22 protein-coding genes are annotated in these 25,179 nt (G+C 76.5%); 14 read left to right on the forward strand and 8 right to left on the reverse strand.

Annotation, left to right across the window (positions count from 1 at the left end):
* The first annotated feature begins 91 nt into the window (after positions 1 to 91).
* Positions 92 to 898, forward strand: coding sequence for an NAD(P)H-dependent oxidoreductase (locus tag ACH34S_RS23305; RefSeq protein WP_395954873.1), 807 nt, complete (start codon positions 92 to 94; stop codon positions 896 to 898).
* Positions 899 to 950: 52 nt separating this feature from the next.
* Here the strand turns inward: ACH34S_RS23305 and ACH34S_RS23310 are convergent, their stop codons facing one another.
* Positions 951 to 1,967: an Rv2578c family radical SAM protein gene (locus tag ACH34S_RS23310; RefSeq protein ID WP_395954874.1), complete on the reverse strand. Its 1,017-nt coding sequence runs from the start codon at positions 1,965 to 1,967 to the stop codon at positions 951 to 953.
* 165 nt (positions 1,968 to 2,132) lie between these two features.
* On the opposite strand from ACH34S_RS23310, the gene ACH34S_RS23315 reads away from it, so the two are divergent.
* From ACH34S_RS23315 to ACH34S_RS23325, 3 genes are all read left to right on the forward strand, one after another.
* A complete protein-coding gene (locus ACH34S_RS23315; RefSeq protein ID WP_395954875.1) occupies positions 2,133 to 3,743 on the forward strand; it encodes a family 10 glycosylhydrolase in 1,611 nt (536 codons plus the stop codon).
* 52 nt (positions 3,744 to 3,795) lie between these two features.
* Positions 3,796 to 3,993, forward strand: a complete 198-nt coding sequence (locus ACH34S_RS23320; protein WP_395954876.1) for a DUF3040 domain-containing protein — start codon at positions 3,796 to 3,798, stop codon at positions 3,991 to 3,993.
* Positions 3,994 to 4,446: 453 nt separating this feature from the next.
* Positions 4,447 to 5,118: an ATP-binding protein gene (locus tag ACH34S_RS23325; protein WP_395954877.1), complete on the forward strand. Its 672-nt coding sequence runs from the start codon at positions 4,447 to 4,449 to the stop codon at positions 5,116 to 5,118.
* A 27-nt stretch (positions 5,119 to 5,145) separates the two neighbouring features.
* Here ACH34S_RS23325 and ACH34S_RS23330 read toward each other — a convergent pair whose 3' ends face one another.
* A complete protein-coding gene (locus tag ACH34S_RS23330) occupies positions 5,146 to 6,324 on the reverse strand; it encodes a helix-turn-helix transcriptional regulator (RefSeq protein WP_395954878.1) in 1,179 nt (392 codons plus the stop codon).
* Between the two features lie 139 nt (positions 6,325 to 6,463).
* Positions 6,464 to 9,331, reverse strand: coding sequence for a hypothetical protein (locus ACH34S_RS23335; protein ID WP_395954879.1), 2,868 nt, complete (start codon positions 9,329 to 9,331; stop codon positions 6,464 to 6,466).
* 232 nt (positions 9,332 to 9,563) lie between these two features.
* Between ACH34S_RS23335 and ACH34S_RS23340 the strand changes: the two genes are divergently transcribed.
* The 7 genes from ACH34S_RS23340 to ACH34S_RS23370 all read left to right on the forward strand — a co-directional run bounded on the left by ACH34S_RS23340 (position 9,564) and on the right by ACH34S_RS23370 (position 16,383).
* Positions 9,564 to 10,571, forward strand: a complete 1,008-nt coding sequence (locus ACH34S_RS23340; RefSeq protein ID WP_395954880.1) for an EamA family transporter — start codon at positions 9,564 to 9,566, stop codon at positions 10,569 to 10,571.
* A 55-nt stretch (positions 10,572 to 10,626) separates the two neighbouring features.
* Entirely contained in the window at positions 10,627 to 12,000 is a 1,374-nt protein-coding gene (locus ACH34S_RS23345; RefSeq protein WP_395954881.1) for a hypothetical protein, read from the forward strand.
* Between the two features lie 83 nt (positions 12,001 to 12,083).
* Positions 12,084 to 13,064 carry an ARPP-1 family domain-containing protein gene (locus tag ACH34S_RS23350; protein ID WP_395954882.1) on the forward strand — a complete coding sequence of 327 codons (981 nt, stop codon included), beginning with the start codon at positions 12,084 to 12,086 and terminating at the stop codon, positions 13,062 to 13,064.
* A 245-nt stretch (positions 13,065 to 13,309) separates the two neighbouring features.
* A complete protein-coding gene (dapB, locus tag ACH34S_RS23355) occupies positions 13,310 to 14,119 on the forward strand; it encodes a 4-hydroxy-tetrahydrodipicolinate reductase (RefSeq protein WP_395954883.1) in 810 nt (269 codons plus the stop codon).
* A 66-nt stretch (positions 14,120 to 14,185) separates the two neighbouring features.
* The gene (locus ACH34S_RS23360; RefSeq protein WP_395954884.1) at positions 14,186 to 14,776 is read left to right on the forward strand and encodes a TetR/AcrR family transcriptional regulator; all 591 of its coding nucleotides are present in this window, start codon (positions 14,186 to 14,188) and stop codon (positions 14,774 to 14,776) included.
* A gap of 115 nt (positions 14,777 to 14,891) precedes the next feature.
* Positions 14,892 to 15,785, forward strand: coding sequence for a sigma-70 family RNA polymerase sigma factor (locus ACH34S_RS23365; RefSeq protein WP_395954885.1), 894 nt, complete (start codon positions 14,892 to 14,894; stop codon positions 15,783 to 15,785).
* A gap of 46 nt (positions 15,786 to 15,831) precedes the next feature.
* On the forward strand, positions 15,832 to 16,383 hold the full coding sequence (locus ACH34S_RS23370; protein ID WP_395954886.1) for a YdeI family protein: 552 nt from the start codon (positions 15,832 to 15,834) through the stop codon (positions 16,381 to 16,383).
* A 24-nt stretch (positions 16,384 to 16,407) separates the two neighbouring features.
* Here ACH34S_RS23370 and ACH34S_RS23375 read toward each other — a convergent pair whose 3' ends face one another.
* From ACH34S_RS23375 to ACH34S_RS23385, 3 genes are read right to left on the reverse strand one after another with little or no spacing between them, the layout of a single operon-like run.
* Positions 16,408 to 16,878 carry an SRPBCC domain-containing protein gene (locus ACH34S_RS23375; protein ID WP_395955083.1) on the reverse strand — a complete coding sequence of 157 codons (471 nt, stop codon included), beginning with the start codon at positions 16,876 to 16,878 and terminating at the stop codon, positions 16,408 to 16,410.
* The gene (locus ACH34S_RS23380; protein ID WP_395954887.1) at positions 16,875 to 17,516 is read right to left on the reverse strand and encodes a TIGR03086 family metal-binding protein; all 642 of its coding nucleotides are present in this window, start codon (positions 17,514 to 17,516) and stop codon (positions 16,875 to 16,877) included. Before ACH34S_RS23380 ends, ACH34S_RS23375 begins: the two co-directional genes overlap by 4 nt.
* Entirely contained in the window at positions 17,509 to 17,856 is a 348-nt protein-coding gene (locus ACH34S_RS23385; protein WP_395954888.1) for an ArsR/SmtB family transcription factor, read from the reverse strand. The genes ACH34S_RS23380 and ACH34S_RS23385 overlap by 8 nt, the downstream gene beginning before the upstream one ends.
* Positions 17,857 to 18,024: 168 nt before the next feature.
* Between ACH34S_RS23385 and ACH34S_RS23390 the strand changes: the two genes are divergently transcribed.
* Together ACH34S_RS23390 and ACH34S_RS23395 are read left to right on the forward strand one after the other, a co-directional pair.
* Positions 18,025 to 19,260 (forward strand): AI-2E family transporter, encoded by a 1,236-nt coding sequence (locus ACH34S_RS23390; protein WP_395954889.1) that lies wholly within the window; start codon positions 18,025 to 18,027, stop codon positions 19,258 to 19,260.
* 18 nt (positions 19,261 to 19,278) lie between these two features.
* A complete protein-coding gene (locus ACH34S_RS23395) occupies positions 19,279 to 19,890 on the forward strand; it encodes a hypothetical protein (protein WP_395954890.1) in 612 nt (203 codons plus the stop codon).
* Positions 19,891 to 20,352: 462 nt separating this feature from the next.
* Here ACH34S_RS23395 and ACH34S_RS23400 read toward each other — a convergent pair whose 3' ends face one another.
* Together ACH34S_RS23400 and ACH34S_RS23405 are read right to left on the reverse strand one after the other, a co-directional pair.
* On the reverse strand, positions 20,353 to 21,450 hold the full coding sequence (locus ACH34S_RS23400) for a serine/threonine-protein kinase (protein WP_395954891.1): 1,098 nt from the start codon (positions 21,448 to 21,450) through the stop codon (positions 20,353 to 20,355).
* 45 nt (positions 21,451 to 21,495) lie between these two features.
* Positions 21,496 to 23,025: a serine/threonine-protein kinase gene (locus tag ACH34S_RS23405; protein WP_395954892.1), complete on the reverse strand. Its 1,530-nt coding sequence runs from the start codon at positions 23,023 to 23,025 to the stop codon at positions 21,496 to 21,498.
* Between the two features lie 202 nt (positions 23,026 to 23,227).
* Between ACH34S_RS23405 and ACH34S_RS23410 the strand changes: the two genes are divergently transcribed.
* On the forward strand, positions 23,228 to 25,072 hold the full coding sequence (locus ACH34S_RS23410) for a glycoside hydrolase family 3 protein (RefSeq protein WP_395954893.1): 1,845 nt from the start codon (positions 23,228 to 23,230) through the stop codon (positions 25,070 to 25,072).
* Positions 25,073 to 25,179 lie beyond the last annotated feature (107 nt).

Here is a 25,179-nt window from a genome sequence, read left to right on the forward strand (position 1 = left end):
ATATCGGCCTGCGGGCCACTCGTGGGCGCCTCGCCCGCCCCGGCAGCATCGGACACGTCACCAGGAACCGCACCCGGGAAGGGGAACCGTCGTGAACGTCCTGTGGGTCTTCGCGCATCCGGAGGGCCGCTCCCTCAACGGCGCCCTGCGCGACCGCGGCGCCGCGACCCTGGCGCGGCTGGGCCACCGCGTCCGCCATTCCGACCTGTACGCGATGGGCTGGAACCCGGTCGTCGGGCCCGCCGACTTCGGTCACGACCCGCGCGAGCGGCTCGTGGTCGGCGCCGCGTCCGAGCGCGCCCACGCGGCCGGCGCGCTGGCCCCCGACATCCGCGCCGAACAGGACAAGATCGATTGGGCGGACGCGCTGGTCGTGCAGTTCCCGCTGTGGTGGTTCGGGATGCCCGCGATCCTCAAGGGCTGGTTCGACCGCGTCTTCGTCCAGGGGTTCGCGTTCGGCGTCACCGACGATCAGGGCCGGACCCTGCGCTACGGCGCGGGCGGCCTGGCCGGGCGGCGCGCCCTGGTCGTCACCACGGCCGGGGCGCGCCCCACCGGTCTCGGCCCCCGTGGCGTGCACGGTGACGCCGAGGACGTGCTGTTCCCCCTGCTGCACGGCACCCTGTTCTACACGGGGATGGACGTCCTGCCGCCGCTGGTCGTCGCCGGCGCCGACCGCGCCGGGCCCGCCGACACCGAGGCCGCCGGCGCGGCGCTCGACGAGCGGCTGCGCACCCTGCCGGCCGCCGCTCCCATCCCGTACCGCCCCGAATCAGGCGGCGACTACGACGCCGACCTCGTCCTGCGCCCCGCGCTGGCCCCCGCGGGCACCGGCCTCACCGTCCACCGCACCACCACCCCCGCCCCAGCCGCCGCCGACCGGACGGACGCCGCCTGACCCGCCCGGCGCCGCGACCCAGGTTCGGGTGGCACGCCACGCGGGCGGCGGTTCACAGGAGGGACAGCTGCCGTGGCGGGTCGGGCCGTGGTGGAGGGGGAGGGGGGCGGTGTGCGGCGCGGTCACCGATGCCGTAGCGGGCGGCCAGGTCGCGGACCTGGCGGGCGATGGCGTCCTGGTACTCGCGCGGGGCGTAGGCGCCCGCCCCGTACAGGCGCGCGTAGGGGACGATCAGCTCGGGGTGGTGCGCGCGCAGCCAGGCCATGAACCATTCGCGGGCGCCGGGACGCAGGTGCAGCGTGATCGCCGACACCCAGGTCGCGCCCGCCTCGGCGATCTGCCGGACGGCCGCGTCGAGCTGGGCGGGGGAGTCCGACAGGTAGGGGATGACCGGGCCCATCAGGACGCCACAGCCGATGCCCGCCTCGTTCAGCGTCCGGCACACCGCCAGCCGCCGGCGCGGCGGCGGGGTGCCCGGCTCGGCCGAGCGCCACAGCTGCGGGTCGACCGACCCGACCGAGACCGCCGCGCTCACCGCGGTGCGCCGGGCCGCCTCGCGCAGGATCGGCAGGTCGCGCAGGATCAGCGTGCCCTTGGTCAGGACGGAGAACGGGTTGGCCGCGTCGCGCAGCGCCGCCAGGATGCCCGGCATCAGCCGGTAGCGGCCCTCGGCGCGCTGGTAGCAGTCGACGTTGGCGCCCAGCGCGATGTGCTCGCCCCGCCATCGCGGCGACGCCAGCTCCGCCCGGACCCGCTCGGCCGCGTTCACCTTCACCACGATCCGCGAGTCGAAGTCCGCGCCCGCGTCCATGTCCAGGTATTCATGCGTTTTACGGGCAAAGCAGTAAACACACGCATGGGAGCAGCCTCGATAGGGGTTGATCGTCCAGCGGAACGGCATCCGGGACGCCTCGGGGACCTTGTTGACGACCGTCCTGGCGCGGACCTCGTAGAAGGTCATGCCGCGGAACCCGGGGGTGTCGAAGGTGCGCGCCACCGCCCCCCGCTCGATCAGCGGCGGTTCCGGGCCCGCGTCGCCGCCGTCCAGCCGGAGATGATCCCAGCGCACGCCCACCCCCCTTTCGAACGTCTGAGCGATCAACCGTCCGGCCAGTATGGAACGTGTGTTCGAAGATCGCAAGGTGAAGGCAGGGCGAAACGGGACGGGCAGGCATCACACGGACATGCGCGTTCCGTACGCAGCATCGCGGCGGGTGAGTGACAATGGGCCGCTATGGCATCGCGACTGAGGATCCGGATCACGGCCGCCCTCGCGGCGGGAACGGCGGCCGCCGCGCTGGCCGGCTGCGGCATCCCCGCGCTCGGCGGGGAGAGCGAGAAGGCCCCCGTCACCGCCGGGGCCAAGGCCGAATGCGGCGCCGTCGCCGCGCCCGGCGACGGCGGCCGGTCACGGCAGCTGCGCGCCATGTGGATCGCCACCGTCGCCGGCATCGACTGGCCCAAGGACACCACCGACCCCGCCGCCGAGCAGCGCGGGCAGTTCACCCGGCTCCTCGACACCGCGACCGCGATGAACATGAACGCGGTGTTCGTGCAGATCCGCCCCAACTCCGACGCCTTCTACGACTCCCCCTACGAGCCGTGGTCGCAGTGGATCACCGGCACGCAGGGCAAGGACCCCGGCTACGACGTCCTCGCCTTCATGATCAAGGAGGCGCACGCGCGGAACCTGGAGTTCCACGCCTGGTTCAACCCCTACCGCGTCTCCCGCCAGGACGACCTGAACAAGCTCTCGCCCAAGAGCCCCGCCCGGCAGCACCCCGACTGGGTCCGCAAGTACGGCACCGGCCTGTGGTACGACCCGGGCCTCCCGCAGGTCCGCGACCTGGCCACCCGCGCCGTCATGGACGTCGTCGGCAAGTACGACATCGACGCCGTCCACTTCGACGACTACTTCTACCCCTACCCCGAGGGCGGCCGCGAGTTCCCCGACCAAGCCACCTACAAGGCCCACGGCGGCGGCATGGACAGGGGCGACTGGCGCCGCCGCAACGTCGACACCCTCGTCCGGGACCTGTCCGGCAAGATCCACGACGCCAAGCCGTGGGTGCGGTTCGGGATCAGCCCGTTCGGCGTGTGGCGCAACAAGAACACCGACCCCCGCGGATCGGACACCCGCGCGCTGCAGAGCTACGACGACATCTACGCCGACACCCGCACCTGGATCAAGAAGGGCTGGGTCGACTACATCACCCCGCAGCTGTACTGGCCGATCGGCGACCCCCGCGCCGACTACGCCGAGCTCGCCGGCTGGTGGGCCGCCCAGGTCAAGGGCACCGGCGTGCACCTCACCATCGGGCAGGGCGCCTACCGCGTCGGCAAGGACGCCGCCTGGAAGAACCCCGCCGAGCTGTCCCGGCACCTCACCCTCAACGCCAAGTACCCGCAGATCCGCGGCGACGTGTACTTCAGCGCCTCCGACATCGTCTCCAACCGCCGCGGGTTCGCCGCCCGGCTGCGCGCCGACCACTACGCCCGCCCCGCGATCCCGCCGATCCCCGCCGGGCGCGGCGGCAAGGCGCCGCCGCCCGTCCAGGACACCGCCGCCGCCCCCGCGGCCGGGAAGGGCGAGAAGGGCGTGAAGGTCACCTGGCGGGCCTCGGAGGGCGCCACCTCCTACGCCGTCTACCGGGTGGACGGCGCACGCCCCGGCTGCGCGCCCGTCGACCCCCAGCCCCTCATCGCCAACGTCCGCGGCGGCGGCATCATCGACCCCGCCGCCAAGCCCGGCCGCACCTACACCTACTACGTCACCGCCCTGGACCGCCTCCACCACCAGAGCGCCCCCGGACGCGGCGCAACGGTCTCCCCGCCCCAGGGATAATGATCATGCTCCGGGGGGAGGAATCAGACACCTGACCCCCGGAGGTAAGAGCATGGCGCTGTCGATGGAGGAGCAGCGGATCCTCATGCAGATCGAGGTCCGCCTGAGCGAGGACGAACCACGGCTGGCCCATCGACTCGCCCGGCTCGGCGAGCCCCGCCGCCGCGCCCGCACCGTCATCGCCGCCGCGGCCGCCGTCATCATCGTCCTCGCCGCGATCGGCGCCGCGATCGCCGCGGCCTTCGCGTAACACCACCCTGACACGGCCCGCCCCGACGCGGGCGGGCGCCCGGCCGCGCCCGCCGTGCGGCGCCGCATCCATCCGCGGACGCGCGAACGCCGATGCCCCGGCGAGGACCTCCTCGCCGGGGCATCGGCGTTCAAGCCGGTGTGGTGGTCGCCTCACGGCGTAAGGCACAACGAAGCTCCAGCCCGGACCGCATGGGACCGGCGGTATTCCCCGAAGGCGTCAGGTAGAGCCCGGGGGACACATGCCACACCGACCCGTCCACTGTAACGGCTTCCCGCGGGTGCTCCTCCACCGCGTCCCCGATGTCCCGATCACCTCACCCCCGGGTGAGGCTTGCCTGCGCCCGTGCACCCCGCCCCCGGCGGAGGCGTCCCCGACTATGACCGCACGCTCACAGCGCCGGAAACGGCGGCCAGGGGACCGGCCGCGCCGGCACGGAGGGGAGAAGCGACAGTGACCACCACGGGGACCGGAACCAGGCGACCCGCCACCGCGGCCGCCGACCGCGACGAAGCCGCCGCCGCGAGCAACGGCGCGCCGCACCGCACCGGCGGCGCCGCCCGCCCCGACCACGAAACCGCACCCATGAACGCCGAAGACACCACGGCGGGCGACAGCGCGGGCGAGGGGTCCCGCAGCGCGGGCGGCCGGGCGCGCCGTGCCGCCGGCGAAGACGCCGCCGCGTTCGCGGCGTGGGACCTGGCCGCCGAACCGGCCGCCGCGTCCCGCGCACGCGGCCTCACCCGCCGCGCCCTGCGGGAATGGCACGTCACCGACCCCGGCGACGTGAACGACGTCGTCCTCATCGTCGACGAGCTCGTCACCAACGCCGTCCTGCACGGCGCCGGGCCCGTCCGCCTCGCCCTGCACCTGCGCGGCGACCGCCTCGACGGCGAGGTCCGCGACGCCGCCCCCACCGGCCGCACCGCCGGGACCGGGCCGCTGACGGGCGCCGCGCCCGCCGCGCCGCGCGTCCTGGACTGGGCCGAGGCCGGACGCGGGCTCCTGCTCGTCGCCGCCCTCGCCACCCGCTACGGGACCCGGCCCGAACCGCCCGGCAAGACCGTCTGGTTCACCCGCCACCTCACCGAAACCGCAGCCCCCGGCCGCCGCCCCACCACCTGACCCGCACCCGAACAAGCCCCCCGGGGGTCAGGCCTGCAGGGGGCAGCGGTCCACGACCCAGGCCTCCTCGTCGTCACCGGACGGCGCCGGCGGCGGCACGTCGGTCAGCCGGTCCAGATGCCACTCGATGTGCGCCAGCGGCCCCCGCCAGCCCGCCAGCAGGTCCGCCAGCGGACGCGGCGGACCCGGCGGGCCGTAGGGCCGCGGGTCGGGCAGCTCCCCCTCCCACAGCGCGTCGTCGCAGCCCGCCGCCCAGTGCGCCACCGACTCCAGCACCTCCTCCAGGTCACGGGCCACATCGCCCAGCGACCGCAGCGCCATCGCGTCCTGGATCATCCGCTCGCGCGCGTCGAAGGGCAGCTCCCGGTCGAACCCCTCCGGGAACCGCGGGCGGCGCCCCGCCAGCACCGGCTCCTCGCCCGTCGCCGCGGACCGGATCGCCGCCGCCTGCCACCGCGTCCACTCCGCCAGATGCCCCAGCACGCCCCGCAGCGCCGCCGCCCCCGACCCCCGTCCCGCGCCCCGCGAGGAGCCGCGCGAGGAGCCGGGGCCCGCGCCGGTGGGCAGGACCTCCGCGGCCGCGTCCCGCAGCCGGGACCGGACGAACTCCAGCCGGTCCAGCGTCCACGCGCGCGCCCGCGCCGCACCCGCCGGGCCACGCGGCCCCGCCGGGTTGGCCGCCAGGTCCGCGGGACGCTGCATCGGCACCCGCAGCGCCGCCAGCAGCGCGTCCAGATCGCGGACCTCGCCGCCCCGGCCCGACAGGAACGCCGCGCCGATCCGGTCGAGCCGGAACATGCGGGGCCCGTCGCGCATCCGGCACCACCCCACCAGATACTCCGCGTACGGGGCGATGACCAGGCCGTGCGCCTCCACGTCCCGGAAACTGCGCGCCCCCGACCGGTCGGTGTAGGCGAGCCGGACGATCCGGCGCGTCCGGACCGCCTCGGCGAGCGTGTCGCGCACCGGGCCCACCAGCGACTCCGCCTCGGTCAGCGGCGCCGGGGCCGCGGCGGCGGGCAGCGCGTGCCCGCGGCCCTTCTCCGTCCGCACCGGCAGCCCGCCGTGCGTCAGCAGCTCCAGGTCGCGGCGGACGGTCCGCTCGCTGACCCGTAACCGCGCGGCCAGCCCGGCCGGGTCCAGCGGCGCGGGCGAGGCCGCACGGAGCTCGGCGACGAGCGCCAGCAGCCGATCAACGCGATCCACACCACCATCGTGACCGCGCCCACCGACATTTCACCGCCCGCAGGGGCCCAAATCCCCTACGGGCAAGGCGAATCGGCCTTCCACGCGACCACCCCGCCACCCGCCGGCGGTCGGCGGTCGGCGGTCGGCGGTGCGAGGCTCAGCGGCCGGAGAGCTCCGCCGCCAGGCCCTCGAAGTCGGCAGCCGTCAGCGACAGGGCACTGCCGATCGCCTGCGCCGCCTCCGCGCTGCCCAGATGCCGCGTCGCCGCCCGGTCCAGATACGCCTCCACCAGGCGGGCACCGGTCAGCCGCCCGCGCGGGCGCAGCGTCCCGACGTCGCGGTTCACCACCGTCCACGCGTCCGACCCGAGCCGCAGCCGCCGCTCCTCGGCCAGCAGGCCCACCAGCGCCGACCTCGCCGCGGCGTCGGCCAGATCCGGCAGCCGCACCGCCCGCAGGTCGGTCACCAGCTCCGGCGACGCCGCCGACAGCTCACCCACCCGGTCCGGCTCGCACGTGCCCAGCAGCGCGGTGTCGTTGACGCCCTCCAGCCGCGCCCGGTACAGCACCGACGCGTACGCCGGGCCCTGCGCCTCGTCCAGGATCAGCCCGTCCAGGCCGTCCAGCAGCAGGACGTGCCCCGCGTGCTCCTCCAGCGCGGCGCGGAGCCCGTCAGGGCCGTGCTCGCGCAGGTCCTCGGCGTGGGCGCTGTGGACCTGGCCGCTGGAGGCCTCCACCTCCGCCAGCGCCGCCGCGACCATCCGCGCCAGCCGCCGCTGCCCGCTGGAAGGCGACCCGATCAGCAGCAGCGCCGGCGCCGACGCGCTCGACACCTCCTGCCCGCGCAGCCGCCGCGCCCACTTCCCGCGCCGCCGCACCTCCGTCACCACACGTTCGATGTCGTCGGCGCCGCACAGGAACCGGATCCCGTAGGCCTCGGCGACCTGCGGGCTGCGCTCGCGCGGCGGCGCGGGCGGCACCGGGGGCGGCGGCTCGGGGACCGGCGCCGGCGGCGGAGGCAGATCCGCGTGCGGGGCCGCCTCCCGCTCCGGCACGGCGGGCGGCGGCTCGGGAGGCAGCGCGGCCGCCGGCGACGGCGGCGGGGCGGCCTCCGCGCCCGGCCACGCCGGGCCCGGGTCGAGCTGGGTCTTGAACGCGTCGGTGTCCAGCTGCGTCTGCGGCTCGGCCGGCCACACCGGCTCCGGCGCCGCCTGGGCCGGGCGGGGCGGGGGAGCGGCGTCGGCGGTCGTCGCGTCCGGCCCGTGCGGCCACGCCGGCGGCTCCTCCACCGGGCGCGACGGCTCGGGCACCCCCGCCGGAGGAGAAGGCGGAGGAGGCGGCGCAGGCGGTGGTGTGGCGCGGGTGGGCGGGGCCTCCATGCCGAACGGGTCCGGCGGCTCGGGCGCCACGGCGGTCGGCGGCGCAGGCGGCGGCACGGGCCGCACCGGCGGCTGGACGGGCGGCGGCTCCGGCGCGGACGGCGGCGGCATCGGCGCGGCGGCCGGGGGCGGAGCGGGCGCGGCCGCGGGCGGCGGACCCGGCGGAGGGCCCGCCGGGTCGGGCACCGGCGCCACCGGCTGGTCGGCGCCGCGCTCGGCGGCCAGATGCTCCCGCGCGGCCTTGATGATGTCCCACGCCGACAGCTCGTCGGTGGAGGGCGGGGTGTGCATCGCCGGGGACATCAGCTCCGCCGCCACCGCCTGCGGCACCGCGAACCCCGTCGACGGCGGCGGGACCTGCGCCAGCCGGCACCACGTCAGCCCGAGGGTGTAGGTGGTGGCCAGCAGCGCGGCGAGCGCGTCGGGGTCGTCGCTGCGCAGCGCGTCGGGGAGCCGCCCGTCGCGCGGCCACAGCGACCGCAGCGGGTTCGCCGGGTCGCCCAGCACCGCCTGCACCGTCCGGGCGCTGTCGGTGTCCAGCCACCGCTGCAGCGCCGGGAGCGCGCCCGGCGCGGCCTGCAGGTCGGCGGCCAGCACCGCGACGCCCGCGCGGCGGACCTCGTCGTGCCCGCGGCCCGGCGCCGACGGGCGCGGCCCGGTCAGCGCGGCGACGATCTCCTGCAGGTCGTACAGCGCCAGCCGCAGGTACTCGCCGGGCGCGGTGTCGCGGACCATCGGCGTGGCGAACTCCGCCGGGCAGCGGCGCCGCCACTCCTGCACGATCGCGTCCGGCCCGTACCGCACGGTCGCCAGGTCCTGGTTCACCAGCCGCAGCGACGCCGCCGTGATCGCCGCGAGCGCGTCCGCGCCCGGCCGGAACCGCGGGTCGGCCTGCAGCCCGGCCGCGACCTCGTACATCACGCGGGCGATGTGCGCGGCGCCGCCGCCGTCGCCGGCGCCGAGGCGGTGCACGTAGTAGCCGGCCAGGGTGCCGAGGTCGGGCGGCATCATCCAGTGCAGCTGCTCGGCCGAGGTGGTCAGGAACGGGATGAACGACTCGATCAGCGGATGCTCGGTCAGCGCCACCGGCGACCCCGCGCACCACAGCAGCGCGCCCCACGCCGCCGCGACCGTGGACGGCGTCCCCGGCTGGAACATCGGGTCGCGCTGCACGAACTGCTGCGGGTTGACCGCCAGGGCGGTGGTGAGCGCCTGGGAGATCCGCGCGACGACCGCGGTGTCGGGCACGGGCCCGAGGAACCCCAGCGGCGCGACCCGCCCGGCCGCGAGGTCCGGGCCGGTGGGGAACAGCTGCGGCGGGACGGGAGGCGTCCCGGCGCCCGCCGGGGCGGGCACGGCGACGCGGCGGTCCTCGAACGCGGCGGGCGGCGGGCAGGGATGCCAGGTGCCGTCCAGGCCGCACCGGTACCAGCGGCCCCACGCCCCGTACAGCCACCACTCCCCGGCGCCCCACAGCATCCGCGCGGCGATCTGGCCGGCGCGGTCGGCGGGCTGGGCGGTCTGCCACCAGGGGGAGGCGACCAGCTCGCGGACGTTGCCCTCGACGGAGGCGAACAGGTCCCCGCTCGGGCCGCCGCCGGTTCCTCCGGTTCCGCCGGGCCCCGCCCCGGCCGCCTGCCAGCTCATCCGGCGATAGTAGTGGCCCCCGGCGAACCGCCCGGCACCGCACGAACCAATCGCCGCCGACCCGTCACCCGCCCGCCGCGGGCCGGTGTCCCACCCGTCGACGTGTAAGGAGCGTTATGTCATGATGCTCATTAGCCCGTGCGGGTGCCGGGCGGCGCGAACGGCCTGAACGACGTGCCCGGCTTGGCACGGCTGGCACGGTTCACACGGCCCGGGCGGCGGATCGGTGGGGGTGGCGGTGGACGGTGCGGCGCGCACCCGCGCCTGGGGCGTGGGCCTGGCGGTGTTCTCCTCGGTGTGCTTCGGCGCGTCCGGGCCGTTCGGCAAGGCGCTCATCGAGGCCGGCCTCGGCCCGCTGCAGGCGGTGTGGCTGCGGATCGCGACCGCCGCGCTGGTCCTGGTGCCGCTCGCGCTGCTGCTGCGCGGCCGCACCGCCGCCCGCGCGCTGCGCCCCCACCTGGGGCCCGTCGTCCTGTACGGGGTGACCGGCGTCGCCGGATGCCAGGCCCTGTACTTCGTCGCCGCGTCCCGGCTGCCGGTCGGGGTGGCGATCCTGCTGGAGTTCAGCGGCCCGGTCATGGTGCTGGCGTGGCTGGGCCTGGTCCGCCGCGCCCCCGTGCACCGCACCGCCATCGCCGGCGTCGCGGTCGCCATGACCGGGCTGACGCTCGTCGTCCAGATCTGGTCCGGCCTCACCCTGGACCCGCTCGGGCTGGCCGCCGGGATCGGCGCCGCCGCCTGCCAGGCCAGCTACTTCCTCATCGTCGACCGCCTCACCGGACACGTCGACCCGCTGGTCATCACCGCCTCCGGCAGCGTCGTCGCCGCCGCGCTGCTCACCGCGCTCGCCACCCCCTGGTCGCTGCCCTGGGACGTGCTGCCCGCGCAGGTCCCCGTCGCCGGGCACACCGCCCCCGGCTGGAGCCTGGTCCTCTGGATCGGGATCGTCAGCACCGTGCTGGCCTACCTCACCGGCGTCGCCGGGCTGCAGCGCCTGTCCGCCCAGGTCGGCGGCGCGATCTGCTACACCGAGGCGGTCGCCGCCGCGCTCATCGCCTGGGCCGTCCTCGGCGAGCGCCTCACCCCCGCGCAGATGCTCGGCGGCGTGATCGTGCTGACCGGCGCCTACATCGCCCAGCGCGCCGCCGTCCCCCGCCCCGACCTCACCGCCGCCGGCCTCGCCGTGCCCGTCGAGGGCGGGACGGCCGGGACCGGGATGGCCGCGCCCGCCGGAAAATGAGTGTCGGGCCCGCGGCGCGGATTCCTACACTCCATGATTGCGGAGGCGAACAATCATGGACACCCCCACGCTCCTCGCCCACCTGGAGACCCACGACACCGCCCTCACCCTGCCCAGGGGAGGCCCCCTGCGCTGGGACGACGCCGACCTGCACCGCGCCGCCCACGCCCACGACGCCGAAGGGTACGCGCTGCTCGGCCTGGCGCCCGGCGCGCGGCCCTGGCAGCGCGCCCGCGTGCTGCTGCAGACCCTCGCCGCCTCCCAGGCCGACCTTCCCGCGCCGGCCCGCGACACCGCCGCCCGCGCCGCCCGCGTCCTGACCCTCGGGCTGCCGCCCGCGCACGTCATCACCGTCCTGCTCGCGCTGCGGCGGCTGCGCGCCAACCACAAGCACACCACCCGCGCCGTGCTGCGGTTCGTGCTGGAGCACCCCGACGCCGACGCGCTCATCGCCGCGCGCCGCCCCGCCCTGCTCGACTGCTTCGAGCACGCCCTCGGCACCGCCACCGCCCGCGGTGTCGCCCGCCGCATCGCCGCCGGCGACACCGCCTCCGACCACCTGCGGCGCCGCCTGCTGCGGTTCCTGTCACCGCGCGCCGCCGGGTCCGCGGCGACCGCGGCCCGCGTCCGCGCCCTCTACACCGCCCCACCCGCCGCGGGCCCCCACGCCGCCGAGCACCCCGCCGAGCCGGCCGCGGGAATGCCGCACGAACCCATCCTGCCCCTGGACGCGCCGCGCGAGCACCCCGCGACGATCACCCCGGCCAACCGCGGCGACATCGCCGCCACCCTCGTCCACCTGTACCGGGGCGGGCCCGCCGAAGAGCTCTACGCCGCGCTCGGCCGCCACGTCGCCGCCGCCGCGGCCCCCTTCCCCCGCTTCGAGGGGACGGTCGCGCTCGTCATCGACGCCTCGGCGTCCATGCGCGGCCACGGCGACCGCGAATGGGCCCTGATGTCGCAGGCCGCCGCGCTGCGGATGGTGCTGTCGCAGGTCTGCGCGCGGCTGGAGGTCATCGAGGCCGGCGGCGACGAGCGCGCCCCGCGCGGCGCGACCGACCTGGCCACCGGCGTGCTGGACGCCCTCGGCGCCGACCCCGACCTGGTCGCCGTCGTCTCCGACGGCTACGAGAACGTCTTCCCCGGCGACCTGGCCCGCGTCGCGGCGAGCCTGCCCCGCGCCGGGGTCACCACCCCCGTGGTGTTCTGCCACGCCCTGTTCACCGCCGGCGACGACCTGCGGCTGCGGCGCCCCGCCCCGGCCCTGCCGCAGCGCGGGTTCTGGCACCAGGACGACTTCGCCGGGCTGCTGCCCTGGATGCTCGGGCACTGCCCGGCCGGCGCGCCGTGGCTGCGCACCGCCCTGCGCGCCCGCCTGGACGCCCTGGACCGGCAGGCCGACGGCCTGACCACCCACCTCGCCGCCTGACCGCCCATCAGCTCACCCCGGCCGCGCGGCGGCCGCGTGCTCCCGGATGGACGGGTCCCGCTTGAACCGAGAAGGAGCACCGCATGACACCGGCGACGGCGCTCGACACCCTCCTGCCCGGCCCGCTCAGCCTGGCCGGGCACCGCCTCGGCACCCCGCAGCAGGCCGGCGCGCTCACCATGGTGCCCGTCTCCGGGCCCGCCCACCCCGGCTTCGCGCCGCCCCGCACCGGCCTCAAGCTGTCCCGCGTCCCCGGCTACGGGCGCGTCGAACTCGCCAACGCCGGGTCCGGTGTCGCGATCGTCCCGCTGCACATCGGCTACATCCAGGACCGCGCGCAGAACCACGCCCTGTGCCGGTCGGCGTTCCTGGCGCCCGGGCAGCGGCTGCTGTTCGAGGACGCCTGCTGCGTCCAGCAGAGCCAGGGCGGCTACCTCGCCGGACGCGACCAGTGGTTCTTCGTCCTGCCGCTGGAGCTGCGCGCCCGCGCCCTGGAACTGCGCGGCGTGCCCGGCCACGGCAAGCTGTGGGACGACATCGCCGCGCTCAACGCCCGGCACGGGCGCACGCGGCGCGGCCACCTGGAGCAGATCCTCTCCCGCGAGCGGCCGGTCCTGACCCGGTTCCAGTCCCGGCTGGAGCCCCTGCCCGGCCAGGTCGGCGCGCTGTTCTTCCTCGCCGGCCGGTTCGCCGGCCTGGAGATCGCACCCGACCCCGCCTACTTCGCCGAGATGTGGCCCGCGCTGGGGTGCTTCGCCTACGGCGTCGCCGCCCACCGCGCCGAACCCGCCCCGCCCGGCGAGCCCGAACCGTTCGACACCGACGGCCTGGCCGGGGTGGCCGCGCTGCGCGGCGCGCTGGAACGCGACCGCGCCGGTCGCCTCGCCGAGATCGGCCGCTGGCTCGCCGAGGCTCCCGCCGGGCCCGCCGACCTGCACGAGGAGGACCGCTACCCGGCCGGCGGGCGGGACCTGCGGCTCTCGACGGTCACCGCCCCGCACCTGGCCGGGCAGATCGTCACCGACGGCGGCCGCACCGTCTACGCCTCCCTGTTCACCCGCTGACCCCCGGCCGCCCGGCCCCCCGGTACGCCCCGGGGGCGGCCCCGGAGATAAAGGGTTGCCCCGGGGGAGCGGCGGCCGGTTGAATCGGGTCCGCGGGAACTGAGCCGGGCACGCCGGGCAGACCCCTGATTCCGCATCAGGAAACGCGCGATGCTCGAGACATCGTTATGGCGATCACGGAGCCCGACGCCGCGCCGGCCACCCGTCCCGCCCCTGGCCCGCGGCCGCGCGCCTACACTCCAGATGTGATCAACGTCTGCTTCGCCGGCGTCACCGGCTGGACCGCGCCGCCGATCATCGCCGGGATCGACGCCGCCGCCGACCTGGCCCTGACCGCCGGAGTGTCCCGCTCGGCCGCCGGCCGCGGCCTCGCGGACGCCACCGCCGCGAAGGGCCCCGGACGCGTCTACGCCACCGTCGCCGAAGCGCTCGACGACGCCCCCGTGGACGTCCTGGTCGACTACACCAGCGCCGAGGCCGTCCGCGCGAACGTGTGGACCGCCGTCGGGGCCGGAGTCCACACCGTCATCGGCTCCAGCGGCCTCACCAGCGCCGACTACGACGAACTGGACCGCCTCGCCCGCGGCACCGGCGCCGGGGTGATCGCCGCGGGCAACTTCTCGGTCATGGCCGCGATCCTGCTGCGCGCCGCGACCATCGCCGCCCGGCAGCTGGACCACTGGGAGATCATCGACTACGCCGACGCCGCCAAACCCGACGTCCCCAGCGGCACCGCCCGCGAGCTCGCCGAAGCCCTCGGCCGCGAGCACCCGCCCGCCCCGGCCGTCGCGCCGGAGCGGCTGCACGGCCCGCCCGGGGCGCGCGGCGCCGACGTCGCCGGAACCCGCGTCCACTCGCTCCGGCTGCCCGGCTTCGTCGTCGCCACCGAGGTCGTCTTCGGCGGCGCCGGCGAACGGCTCCTCATGCGCCACGACCCCGGCCTCACCCCCGACCCCTACGCCGCCGGGACCCTCCTGGCGATCCGCCGCGCCGCCGAGACCCCCGGCGTCCGCCGCGGCCTGGACACCCTGCTGTTCCCCGCCGCCCCCGGGTGACCGGCACCGGCCGCAGTACAGTGGGCAGCCGCCCATCCGCGACCGGGGGACCGGGGAGGACGCCACGTGCCGACCGGGGTGCACATCCGCGACGTGCGCGAGCAGCTGTTCGGCGCCGCCGAGCGCGTCCTGCTCCGCGCCGGGCCGAGCGCGCTCACCAGCCGCGCCGTCACCACCGAGGCCGGCTGCGCCAAGGGCGTCCTGCACCGGCACTTCACCGACTTCGACGACTTCCTCGCCGAGCTCGTGCTCGACCGCGTCCACCGCATGGACGCCCAGGCCGCCGAGCTGCGCCGCGCCGCCGGGACCGGCACCGTCACCGGCAACCTCACCGGCGCGCTGACCGCACTGTTCGGATCGGTCGCCGTCGCGATCGTCGCGCTCGTCACCTTCCGCGACGAGCTGCGCGCCCGGCTGCGCCGCACCTGGCCCGCCGGCGTCCCCGTCCTCACCGAGGCCGCCGAGATGATCGCCGCCTACCTCCGCCGGGAACGGGAACTGGGGCGCCTGGACGCCGCCGCCGACGTCGACACGCTCGCGTTCACGCTGATCGGCGCCGGGCACATGCTGTTCGCCGACCGGCAGGCCGCCCCGCCCGACACCGAGGCCGTCCGCAGGACGGTGACCTCCGTGCTCGCCGCGGCCCTGGTGGCCTAGCCCGGCCGGGCCGGCCGCCGATACCCTGCTCGTACTGGATCATCGGGCCGTCTCCTGTCGCGCCGTCCAGCGGATGTCCACCCTGCAGACGCGCGGCGACGAGGAAAGGTGACCGATGGACGAGCACGGCGCGCTGGCCGAGGAGTTCGAGGCGCACCGCGGGCGGCTGTGCGCGGCCGCCTACCGGATGCTGGGCACGGCCGCGGAGGCCGACGACGCCGTCCAGGAGGCGTGGCTGCGGCTGGCGCGCACCGACCCCGCCACCATCGCCAACCTGGAGGCGTGGCTGCGGACCGTCGTGTCCCGGCTGTGCCTGGACATGCTGCGCGCCCGCGCGTCCCGCCGCGAGGAACCCTACGCCTGGCACGCGCCCGCGACCGAGGCCGCCGGCGGCGACCCCGAACGCGAGGCCGAGCTGATCGACCAGGTCGGCCGCGCCATGCTCGTCGTGCTGGACACCCTCGGGCCCGCCGAGCGCGTCGCGTTCGTCCTGCACGACGTGTTCGCCGTGCCGTTCGAGGAGATCGGCGCCATCGTCGGCCGCAGCACCTCCGCCGCCAAGAAGCTCGCCAGCCGCGCCCGGCAGCGCGTGCGCGGCACCCCCGCCGTGCCGCCCGCCGAACTCGCCCGCCAGCGCCGCGTCGTCGAGGCGTTCCTCGCCGCCGCCCGCGACGGCGACCTCGACGCGCTGCTGGCCGTCCTCGCACCCGACGTCGTCCGCCGCGCCGACACCGCCGTCCTGCCGCCCGGCCGCGAGCCCGTCACCCGCGGCGCCGGCGCCGTCGCCCGCGAGACACGGCTGTTCGGCCGCCGCGCCCGGCACGCCGCACCGGCCCTCGTCGACGGGCGCGCCGGCGCCGTCGTCGCCCCGCACGGCCGCCTCCAGCTCGCCATCGCGATCACCGTCCGCGACGGCCGCGTCGCCGAATACGACCTCATCGCCGACCCCGGCCGGCTGCGCCACCTCGACCTGGCCGTCCTCGACCCGCCCGTCCTCGGCCCGCCGTGACCGGGGCGGCTTCCGCCGGGCGGGCACGGTAGGTGATGCTGGGGCGATGATGCACTTCGCGGACGCCGCCCAATGGGAGGCGTGGCTGGCCGACAACCACGAGACCGAAGGCGGCGTCTGGCTGAAGATCGCCAAGAAGGGCGCCCCGGTCACCTCCATCACGATCAGGGAGGCCCTCGACGTCGCGCTGTGCTACGGCTGGATCGACAGCCAGCGCAAGTCCCACGACGAGCACAGCTACCTGCAGCGCTACTCCCGCCGCCGCAAGGGCAGCCCCTGGTCGCGGGTGAACGTCGAACGCGTCGAGGAACTCACCGCCCAAGGACGGATGCGCCCGCCCGGCCTGGCCGAGGTCGAGGCCGCCCGCGCCGACGGGCGCTGGGACGCCGCCTACGCCGCCCAGCGGGGCGTCACCGTCCCCGACGACCTCGCCGAGGCGCTCGCCGCGCACCCCGAGGCCGCCGCCCGCTTCGACGCCCTCGACAAGACCCGCCGCTACCAGATCATCCTGCCGCTGCTCAAGGCCCGCACCGAGGCCGGGCGCCGCGCCCGCCTCGACAAGGCGATCACCGAACTCCTCCAGCCCCCACCCGGCTGAGCCGCCCGCCGCCGGGGGAGGGCCTCAGGGCCGGTTCAGCTCGTCCAGGACGGCGTCGAGACGGTCGTAGCCCTCGGCGACGCCGCGGTCCATCGGCGACGCGATGACCAGGTCACGGACCCGCCTGGACTCGAACAGGAACGTCGTGGTGAGCGTCGTCGTCCCGTCCCGCGCGGCCAGGTCGTGGGTCACCAGCGCCTGCCCGGGATACCAGTGCTCGTCGAACGACTCGGTGTAGACCAGGCGGGACGGCGCGTCGATCTCCCGGTAGCGGCCCCCGGCGGCCATGCCCGCCCCGTCCGGGCCCTCCCAGACGAACCGCCACGCCCCGCCGACCCGCAGGTCGATCTCCGCCGTCACCACCTGCCAGCCGTGCGCGCCGTACCAGCGCATGACCAGATCGGGTTCGGTCCAGGCCGCGAACACCAGCGCGCGGGGCGCGGCGAAGTCCCGCGTCATGACGATCGCCCGGTCGGAGGGGGTGGCGACCGTCACGGGCGCCAACGCGGATCCCTGCCGATGAAGCCCAGCAGGCGGTCCTGCGCGGACGCGTCCGCGCCGACCCGCACCTCCGGGCCGAACACCTCCACGCCCGGCCCGAACGCGCCCGGCGTCCGCAGCATCCGCATCGTCTCCTCCGGGATGGCGCCCACGCCCGCCAGGGCCGCCTCGACGTCGGCCGGGTCGATCGTGTCGTCCTGCCCGGTGGCCTTGGCCAGATCCCAGCCGTGCAGCGGCAGGTCCTGGGAGACGACCTGGTCGATGTGCTGCAGCGCGGTCAGCCGCCCCGACGGCGTGTCGCACTCGCGCGCCGACAGCACCGGATCGGCCAGGACGGCCTCGACGTCGGCGCGCGCGGCGCGGAACGCCGCCACCGGGTCCTCGGCCACGCCCGGCGCGGGCGAGGGCGCGCGGCCCAGCGGCCTCAGCATCACCTCGTGCATGTCGACGATGTGCTGCACGACGTCCCTGGCCGTCCACTTCTCGCACGGCGACGGGTTGTCCCACTGGTCCTCGCCGACGGCGGCGACCTTGGCGCCGAACGCGTCGGCGCGGCGCCGGTACCGCCCGGCGATCTCCGCGTCGCCCGCGGCGTCCGCGTGCTCCCGGTACAGCTCCTCGAACTCACTCATCGCCGCTCTCCCTCTTCAGCTCGCCGAGCAGGACGTCCAGGTTCTGGAAGCGGTCCTCCCAGAACGCGCGATAGGTCTCCAGCCAGTCCGCCGCCTCCGCCAGCGGGCCGGGACGCAGCCGGCACGGCCGGCGCTGCGCGTCGCGGCCCCGCGTGATCAGCCCCGCCCGCTCCAGCACCTTCAGGTGCTTGGACACCGCGGGCTGGCTCATCGCGAACGGCGCGGCCAGCTCCGACACCGACGCCTCGCCGCCGCGCAGCCGCGCCAGGATCGCGCGGCGGGTCGGATCGGCCAGGGCCGCGAAGGTCGCGTCGAGCCCGGCCGTGGCGACATCACTCATGACCACCTGCTTCCATGACCAGGTTCTTTAACCTACTGGTTCTATAACCGGCCGGTCAAGAAGGGGGCGCGAGGGGCGGGGCAGCGGCGGCTGAAATCTCGGCAAAGATCGCGTCTGCGGGAGGGCACGCCCGCCGGAGGTCCCCCACAGCGCGGTTACCGTGCGGGCATGCCGCAGACGCCGGGCGACAGCGCCGCCTACGCGCCCGCCGACGTCCCTCCCGACGCCCCCGGCGGGCCGCCCGCGACAGGACCCTCCGCCGCCGGACCCGGCGGCGACGGGCGCGGCGGCACCGGGCCGCCCGCGCGGATGCCGCCGTGGCTGCCCAAGGCGTTCCTGCTCGCCGGCGCGATCGTGCTGGCGTTCCTGGCCGGGCTGTGGCTGCTGGAACGGCTGCGCGAACTGCTGCTGCTCCTGCTGACCTCGCTGTTCCTGGCGTTCGCGATCGAACCGGGCGTCAACCGGCTGGCCCGCCGCGGCTGGCGCCGCGGCCCCGCCACCGCCGTGATGTTCCTGGCCGTCGGCGTGCTCGCCGGCGGGTTCCTCGGCGGCATCGGGTCGCTGCTGGCCGGCCAGGCGATGACCCTCATCGAGGGGTTCCCCGGCTACGTCCGGCACCTCATCGGCTGGATCAACTCCACCTTCGGGACGAACCTGTCGCAGGACACCCTCTTCGAGCGGCTGCCGACCGTCACCGACACCCTCACCCGGCACCTGTCGTCCCTGGCCGAGAACGTCTGGGGGATCGGCGCCACCGCGTTCGGCGTCATCTTCAAAGCCCTGGGGGTCCTGCTGTTCACCTTCTACCTGTCGGCCGAGGGCCCCCAGTTCCGCCGGACGGTGTGCTCCCTGCTCCCGCCCAGGCGCCAGCGGCAGGTGCTGTGGGCGTGGGAGATCGCCGTGGAGAAGACCGGCGGCTACATCTACTCGCGGGCGCTGACGGCGCTGCTGTCGGGCATCGCGCACTTCATCGCCATGATCGGGCTCGGCGTCCCCTACGCCGCCACGCTCGCGCTGTGGGTGGGCGTGGTGTCGCAGTTCATCCCCGCCGTCGGGACCTACCTGGCCGGCGCGGTGCCGGTGCTGATCGCGCTGACCGTCGCGCCGTCGACCGCGCTGTGGATGCTGCTGTTCGTCATCGGCTACCAGCAGCTGGAGAACTACCTGCTCCAGCCCCGCATCACCGCCCGCACCCTGGACATGCACCCCGCCGTCGCGTTCGGGCTGATCCTGGCCGGCGCGGCCGTCATGGGCCCCATCGGGGTGCTGCTGGCCCTGCCCATCGGCGCGAGCGTGCAGGCCTTCGCCGGCGCGTACGTGCGGCGCTACGACATCGAGGAGCACCCGCTCACCGTGCCGGACGCGCCCGCCGGCGCGATCTGGCGATGGTTCCGCCGCAAATGATCCCCTACCGTCGGGGGCGTGGCGGAGTTCGCACGGCGCAACCGGTGGCTGCTGCTGGCCGTCACCGCCGCGCTCACCGTGGCGGCGGCCTGGCACGCCACCGCCGGGCCCGACCGCGTCGACTGGCTCCCCTTGCGCACCATCGGCCAGGACTGGTACCCGGTCTGCGAAGGAACCGCCTTCACCCGCGCCGCGCCCTACCGCGGCGACGGGCCGCACCCGATCGTCATCTACGGCGGGGGAGGGCCCGGCGACGGCGCCTCCGCCGACCCCGGCAAGCCCCCCGCCGCCTGGCGTCCCACCGCGCCCGGACGGGTCCAGCTGGTCTCCTGCGCCGAACCCCTCGACGGCACCGGGCTCGGCGAGGAGGTGGCGCGGTGCCCCCGCTACTCCCGCCTCAGCGTCTTCGAACGCAGCCAGATCGGCACGATCACCCTCCACCGGTCCCGGTACCTGGTCCGGCTGCTGGAGGCCCGCACCGGGCGGGAGGTCCGCCGGTTCGAGATCACCGGCGCCGACGAGGTCTGCCCCCTCTACGCCCAGGAACAGGCGATCCTGTATCGGTCGGGGATTCTGCCGTCGCAGTACCGGGCGGCGCTGGCGCCCTACGTCGAAGGCCCCGCACCCTGAACGAGCCCCGCGTCGCACTCCGGATCGCGCCGCCGATCGCGCCGCGGAGCGGTGCCGTCCAGGTCGCGGGGCGGCGCGGCGCGCGGGCCGCGAGCGGCGCCAGCGTCACCGCCGTCCACACCGCCGCGGCCGCCGCCGCCCACGCCATCACCGCGCCGGTCAGCGCGACCTTCACCAGCACCGCCGCGATCACGCCCAGCGCGGTGAGCACCACGGCCCACCAGCCGCGCCGGTCGCGGCGCGCCGGGCGGACCAGCGCGAGCACCGACACCGCCGCCAGCCCCAGCGTCCACGCCAGCCGCGGCCAGTACAGGGCCGGGTCACCGCCCCTGGACGCCAGCGCCGCGATCCCCGCCGCCACCGCCAGCACGACCGCCAGCCGCAGCAGCGCGCGGTCGCCGCTCACCCGCCCCGGCGCCCACGGCGGGAACGGGCCGGCGGGCAGATCCCGCAGCCCCGGGATCAACAGTCACCCCGCAGCAGGCACGGCGGGATCGACGGCGTGTACCGCGGCGACAGCGGCCACGACGGGGCCGGCGGCGACAGCCCCGGGAACGCCGGCGCCGGCGCGGGCGTCGGCGTCCCGGCGCGCGGCGCCACCGTCGGGACCACCTCCACCTCCGCCGGCGGCGCACCGCAGCCGCGCAGCGGCATCGACGCCACCGCCAGCACGCCCACCGCCGCCAGCGCGACCCGGGCCGGCAGCCACCACCGCGCCCCCGCCCCCGCGCCGGCGGACGGGCCGGCGGGCGGGTCGGTCAGGGCGGGGTCGGCGAGCACCTCACCCGCCCGCTCGGCGGTGATGCGGCGCGCCGGATCCGGTGCCAGCAGCCCCATCACCAGGGCCGCGAGCCGCGGCGGGCCGTCCGGCGGCGGCGGAGCGCAGGTGAGGACGGCGCCCAGCGCCGCGAGCGGCTCCTCGCGGGCGAACGGCGCCGTCCCGGTCAGCGCCGCGTACAGCAGCACACCGAGCGCGAACAGGTCCGACGGCGGCCCGGCGGGCGCGCCGCGCAGCCGCTCGGGCGCGATGTAGCCGGGTGTCCCGATCGGCAGCCCGGTCCGGGTGATGCGCTCCTCGTCGTCCATCGCGGCGATGCCGAAGTCGGTGAGCACCACCCGCCCGTCGTCGCGGCAGAACACGTTGCCCGGCTTGACGTCGCGGTGCACCACGCCCTTCTCGTGCGCCGCGCGCAGCGCCGCCAGCAGCCCGCGGCCGATCTCGGCGACCCGCTCGGGCGCCAGCCGCCCCCGCTCGGCGATCTCCACGTCGAGGCCGTGCCCCGACAGCAGCTCCATCACGATCCACGGCCGCCCGCCGGAGGCGAACACATCGTGCACCCGGATCGCGTTCGGGTGCCGGACCCGGGCGGCGGCGCGCGCCTCCCGCAGCGCCCGCTCGACCATCACCGCGCGCCGCTCGGGCGGGGCCCCATCGGGCAGCAGCAGCTCCTTGACCGCCACCTCCCGGTCCAGGACGGTGTCGGCCGCGCGCCACACCGCGCCCATCCCGCCCCGGCCCAGGAGCACCTCCAGCCGGTAGCGGCCCTCCAGCACGGTCACCCCGCCTCCCTCTCCACCCGCCACCGTTCCCCTCACCGTGCCCCCTCACCGCGCCCGGCCGCGCAGGTGCGCGACCACCAGCTCGGCGACGACGATCAGCGCCGCGCGGACGGTCGCGGCCGGATCGCCGTACGGCTGGGCCCGCACGCTCAGCACCACGTTGGAGTCGCGGAAGGTGACCTCCATCAGGTCGACCGAGCCGCCCGTGCCCGTGCGGACCTCGCGGATGAACGCCTCGTCGGCGATGCCGTCCAGCGGGCGGGGCCGGCGCGCCCGCAGCTCGATCCCGGGCGGCAGCGACCTGGTGAACACCCGGTAGGTGTAGGGGTAGGGGCGCTCGCCGTCCAGGTCGAAGCCGCTCAGGAACCGCAGCCAGCGGTGCGCGGCACCGGCCGAGGAGAACCGCAGCGCCGCCGGGCTGCCGTGCTCACGCCGGTACCCCTGGAACCAGCGCAGGCTGTACACACCGGTCAGGGCCCTGCACACGCGGACACCGGAGGCGTCCGCCTCCACGGCGTCGAACACATGCGGCCCGGCCTCCAGCGGGCACAGCGCGAGACCCGCGCGGTAGGCGCCCGCGCCGCGCGGCCCGGTGACCGCGTCCGGCAGCAGGAACAGCGCGGCGGCCACCGCCATCGCCGTCAGCCACGCCAGCTCCGGCAGCAGCCGCCCCCGCAGCCGCGCCGCCGAAAGGCCGGTGCGTGCCCGGCCGCCCGCCACGCGCCGCAGCGCCCGCAGCACCTCGGCCGGATCCGGGCGGGCGGCCGGGTCCTTGCGCAGCAGCGCCGCCAGCACCGGCCGCAGCGGACCCGCACTCCGGGGACGCGGCGGCGCCTCGGTCAGCGTCGCCGCCAGCGCCGCCGCGTCCGACGACCGCGCGAACGGGCCGCGCCCCTCCACCGCCGCGTACAGGGCCGCGCCGAGCGAGAACAGGTCGCTGCGGCCGTCGACCGTGCCGCCGTCCAGCCGCTCGGGCGCGATGTAGCCGGGGCTGCCGATCACCGTCCCGGTCCGGGTCAGCGCCGTGTCCCCGGCCATCACGGCGATCCCGAAATCGGTCAGCACCACCCGCCCGCCCCGGCCCGCCGGACCGGGCCCGGAGGCGAGCATGATGTTGCCCGGCGTCACGTCCCGGTGCAGCACCCCGGCGGCGTGCGCGGCGCGCAGCGCGCCCAGCACCGCCACGCCCACCCGCGCCGCCTCCGCCGGCGGCAGCGGCGCCGCCTCCCGCAGCGTCACGCCCTCCACCAGCTCCATCACGATCCACGGCCGGTCGCCCTCGACGAGCACGTCGTGTACCACGACGATCGACTCGTGCTCCAGCAGCGCCGCCGCGCGCGCCTCCCGCACCGCCCGCGCCATCAGCCGCCGCCGCTCCGCCGGGTCCAGGCCCTCGGGCGGCAGCACCTCCTTCACCGCGACCGGGCGCCGCAGCACCCCGTCGACCGCCTCCCACACCCGGCCCATGCCGCCGCGTCCGAGCTCGCGCACCAGCCGGTACCGGCCACCGATCACCACGGCGCCATCGGGCGAACAGGTGTCATCGGGCGGGCGGGTGCCATCGGAGGGGTCCACGCGAGCACGCTCCGGCGGGGCAGACCGAATGATCGTCGAACAGGCTAACCGCCCGGAGCCGGCCATCGTGATCATCTGCCCTGTATCGGCCACGCGGCCGGTTCCGGCGGGCCCCGCGTTGTGGACGGGCGCGCGGCACGGGGTTACCGTGCCGGCAGGAACCTTGATCGTCGAGGCTGCCCGGGGGGCGGAGGGAGCCGACATGGACCGTCGACGCGCACTCGGGCGCCGCTGGCTCGCCGGGGTCACCGCCGGGACGCTCGCCGTCACCGGCCTCGCCGCCCTGGACACCCCCGCCGCGCAGGCCCGCGGCGGGCACGGCCGCGAACCGCACCTGATGCGGATCCTGCGGGCGATGACGCTGGAGGGGAAGGCCGCGCAGCTGTTCGTCCTGCAGATTTACGGCAAGAGCGCCGACACCGCCGACCCGGCCGCCGTCGCCGCCAACCGCAAGCTGTACGGGGTCGACAACGCCGCGCAGGTCATGGCCCGCTACAACCCCGGCGGGTTCATCTACTACGGCGAGAACGTCACCGACCCGCGCCAGCTCGCCGCCTTCTCCAACGGCATCCAGCGCGCCGCGCTCGCGCAGCGCCACAGGATCCCCGCGACGATCGCCATCGACCAGGAGGGCGGCATCGTCGCCCGCGTCCAGCCGCCCGCCACCCAGTCGCCCGGCGCGATGGCGCTGGCCGCCGGGCGCAGCACCGGCGACGCCCGCGCCCTGGCCCGCATCACCGGCCGGGAACTGCGCGCCATCGGCGTCAACCAGGACTACGCGCCCGACGCCGACGTCAACGTCAACCCCGCCAACCCCGTCATCGGCGTCCGGTCCTTCGGGTCCGACCCGGGGCTGGTGTCGTCCATGGTCACCGCGCAGATCGGCGGGTACCGGTCGGGCGGCGTCACCCCGACCGTCAAGCACTTCCCCGGGCACGGCGACACCACCACCGACAGCCACACCGGCGTCCCGGAGATCGGCCACACGCGCGCGGAGTGGGAGCGGCTCGACCTGCCGCCGTTCCGCGCCGCGATCGCCCGCGGCGCCGACTCGATCATGACGGCGCACATCGTGGTGAAGTCGCTGGACGCCTCCGGCGACCCCGCCACCCTGTCGCGGCCGATCCTCACCGGCATCCTGCGCGAGCGGCTGCGCTACCGCGGCGTCGTCGTCACCGACGCCCTGGACATGGACGGTGTCCGCGCCAAGTACGGCGACGAGCGCGTCCCCGTGCTGGCGGTCAAGGCCGGCGCGGACGTCCTGCTCAAACCGCCCGCCGACGCCGGCGGCACCGGCGTGTTCCCCCGCCAGCTCGCCGCCGTCGTCGCCGCCGTGAGATCCGGCGAGCTGACCGAGCGGCGCATCGACGAGTCGGTGTACCGGATCCTGGAGCTGAAGCACAAGCGCGGCCTGTTCCGCGACCCGTTCGCCGACGAGTCCAGGATCGGCGACGTCGTCGGGACCCCGGAGCACCTGGCCGCCGCGCAGCGCGCCACCGACCGCACCACCACCCTGATCAAGAACGGCGCCGGCGTGCTGCCGCTGCGGGCCGGCCCGCGCGACGTGCTCGTCACCGGATGGGGCGTGGCCACCACCGCGACGCTCGGCACCGAGCTCGCCCGGCGCGGCGCCACCGCCACCGTCCGGCAGACCGGCCTCAGCCCCGGGCAGGCCCAGATCGACCAGGCCGTCGCCGCCGCGCAGGGCCAGGACCTCGTCGTCGCGGTCACCAACCGCGCGTGGGACGTCAAGGCGGAGCCCGGCCACAACGGCCCCGGCCAGGCCGACCTCGTCAAGGCCCTGCTCGCGACGGGCAAACCCGTCATCGTCGTCGCCGTCCGTGACCCCTACGACATCGCCTGGTTCCCCGAGGCCGGCACCTACCTGGCCACCTACTCCTACACCGCCGAGGCGCTGCGCTCGGTCGGCAAGGTGCTGTTCGGCGAGCTGGACCCGCGGGGCCGGCTGCCCGTCACGATCCCCGTCCGCGACGCCCCCGGCACCGCCCTGTACCCGTTCGGCCACGGGCTCGGCTACGGCCGCTGACCCGCGGCCGGGCACGGCCGGGCGCCGCTGACCGGGCCCCCGCGACGGTCAGCGGCGCTCCGCGCCCACCCCCGGCGCCCACCCCCGGCGCCCACCCCCGGCGCCCA

Origin of the sequence: Actinomadura sp. 3N508, from assembly GCF_044326375.1 — a bacterium.
Classification (GTDB): Bacteria; Actinomycetota; Actinomycetes; order Streptosporangiales; family Streptosporangiaceae; genus Spirillospora.

What these genes read in the sequence shown, in the direction of transcription:
- ACH34S_RS23410 (WP_395954893.1), top strand. Translation starts at nt 23,228, where the DNA reads ATGGACCGTCGACGCGCACTCGGGCGCCGCTGGCTCGCCGGGGTCACC.
- ACH34S_RS23335 (WP_395954879.1), bottom strand. Translation starts at nt 9,331, where the DNA reads ATGAGCTGGCAGGCGGCCGGGGCGGGGCCCGGCGGAACCGGAGGAACC.
- ACH34S_RS23370 (WP_395954886.1), top strand. Translation starts at nt 15,832, where the DNA reads ATGATGCACTTCGCGGACGCCGCCCAATGGGAGGCGTGGCTGGCCGAC.
- ACH34S_RS23320 (WP_395954876.1), top strand. Translation starts at nt 3,796, where the DNA reads ATGGCGCTGTCGATGGAGGAGCAGCGGATCCTCATGCAGATCGAGGTC.
- ACH34S_RS23345 (WP_395954881.1), top strand. Translation starts at nt 10,627, where the DNA reads ATGGACACCCCCACGCTCCTCGCCCACCTGGAGACCCACGACACCGCC.
- ACH34S_RS23365 (WP_395954885.1), top strand. Translation starts at nt 14,892, where the DNA reads ATGGACGAGCACGGCGCGCTGGCCGAGGAGTTCGAGGCGCACCGCGGG.
- ACH34S_RS23385 (WP_395954888.1), bottom strand. Translation starts at nt 17,856, where the DNA reads ATGAGTGATGTCGCCACGGCCGGGCTCGACGCGACCTTCGCGGCCCTG.
- ACH34S_RS23380 (WP_395954887.1), bottom strand. Translation starts at nt 17,516, where the DNA reads ATGAGTGAGTTCGAGGAGCTGTACCGGGAGCACGCGGACGCCGCGGGC.
- ACH34S_RS23350 (WP_395954882.1), top strand. Translation starts at nt 12,084, where the DNA reads ATGACACCGGCGACGGCGCTCGACACCCTCCTGCCCGGCCCGCTCAGC.
- ACH34S_RS23315 (WP_395954875.1), top strand. Translation starts at nt 2,133, where the DNA reads ATGGCATCGCGACTGAGGATCCGGATCACGGCCGCCCTCGCGGCGGGA.
- ACH34S_RS23390 (WP_395954889.1), top strand. Translation starts at nt 18,025, where the DNA reads ATGCCGCAGACGCCGGGCGACAGCGCCGCCTACGCGCCCGCCGACGTC.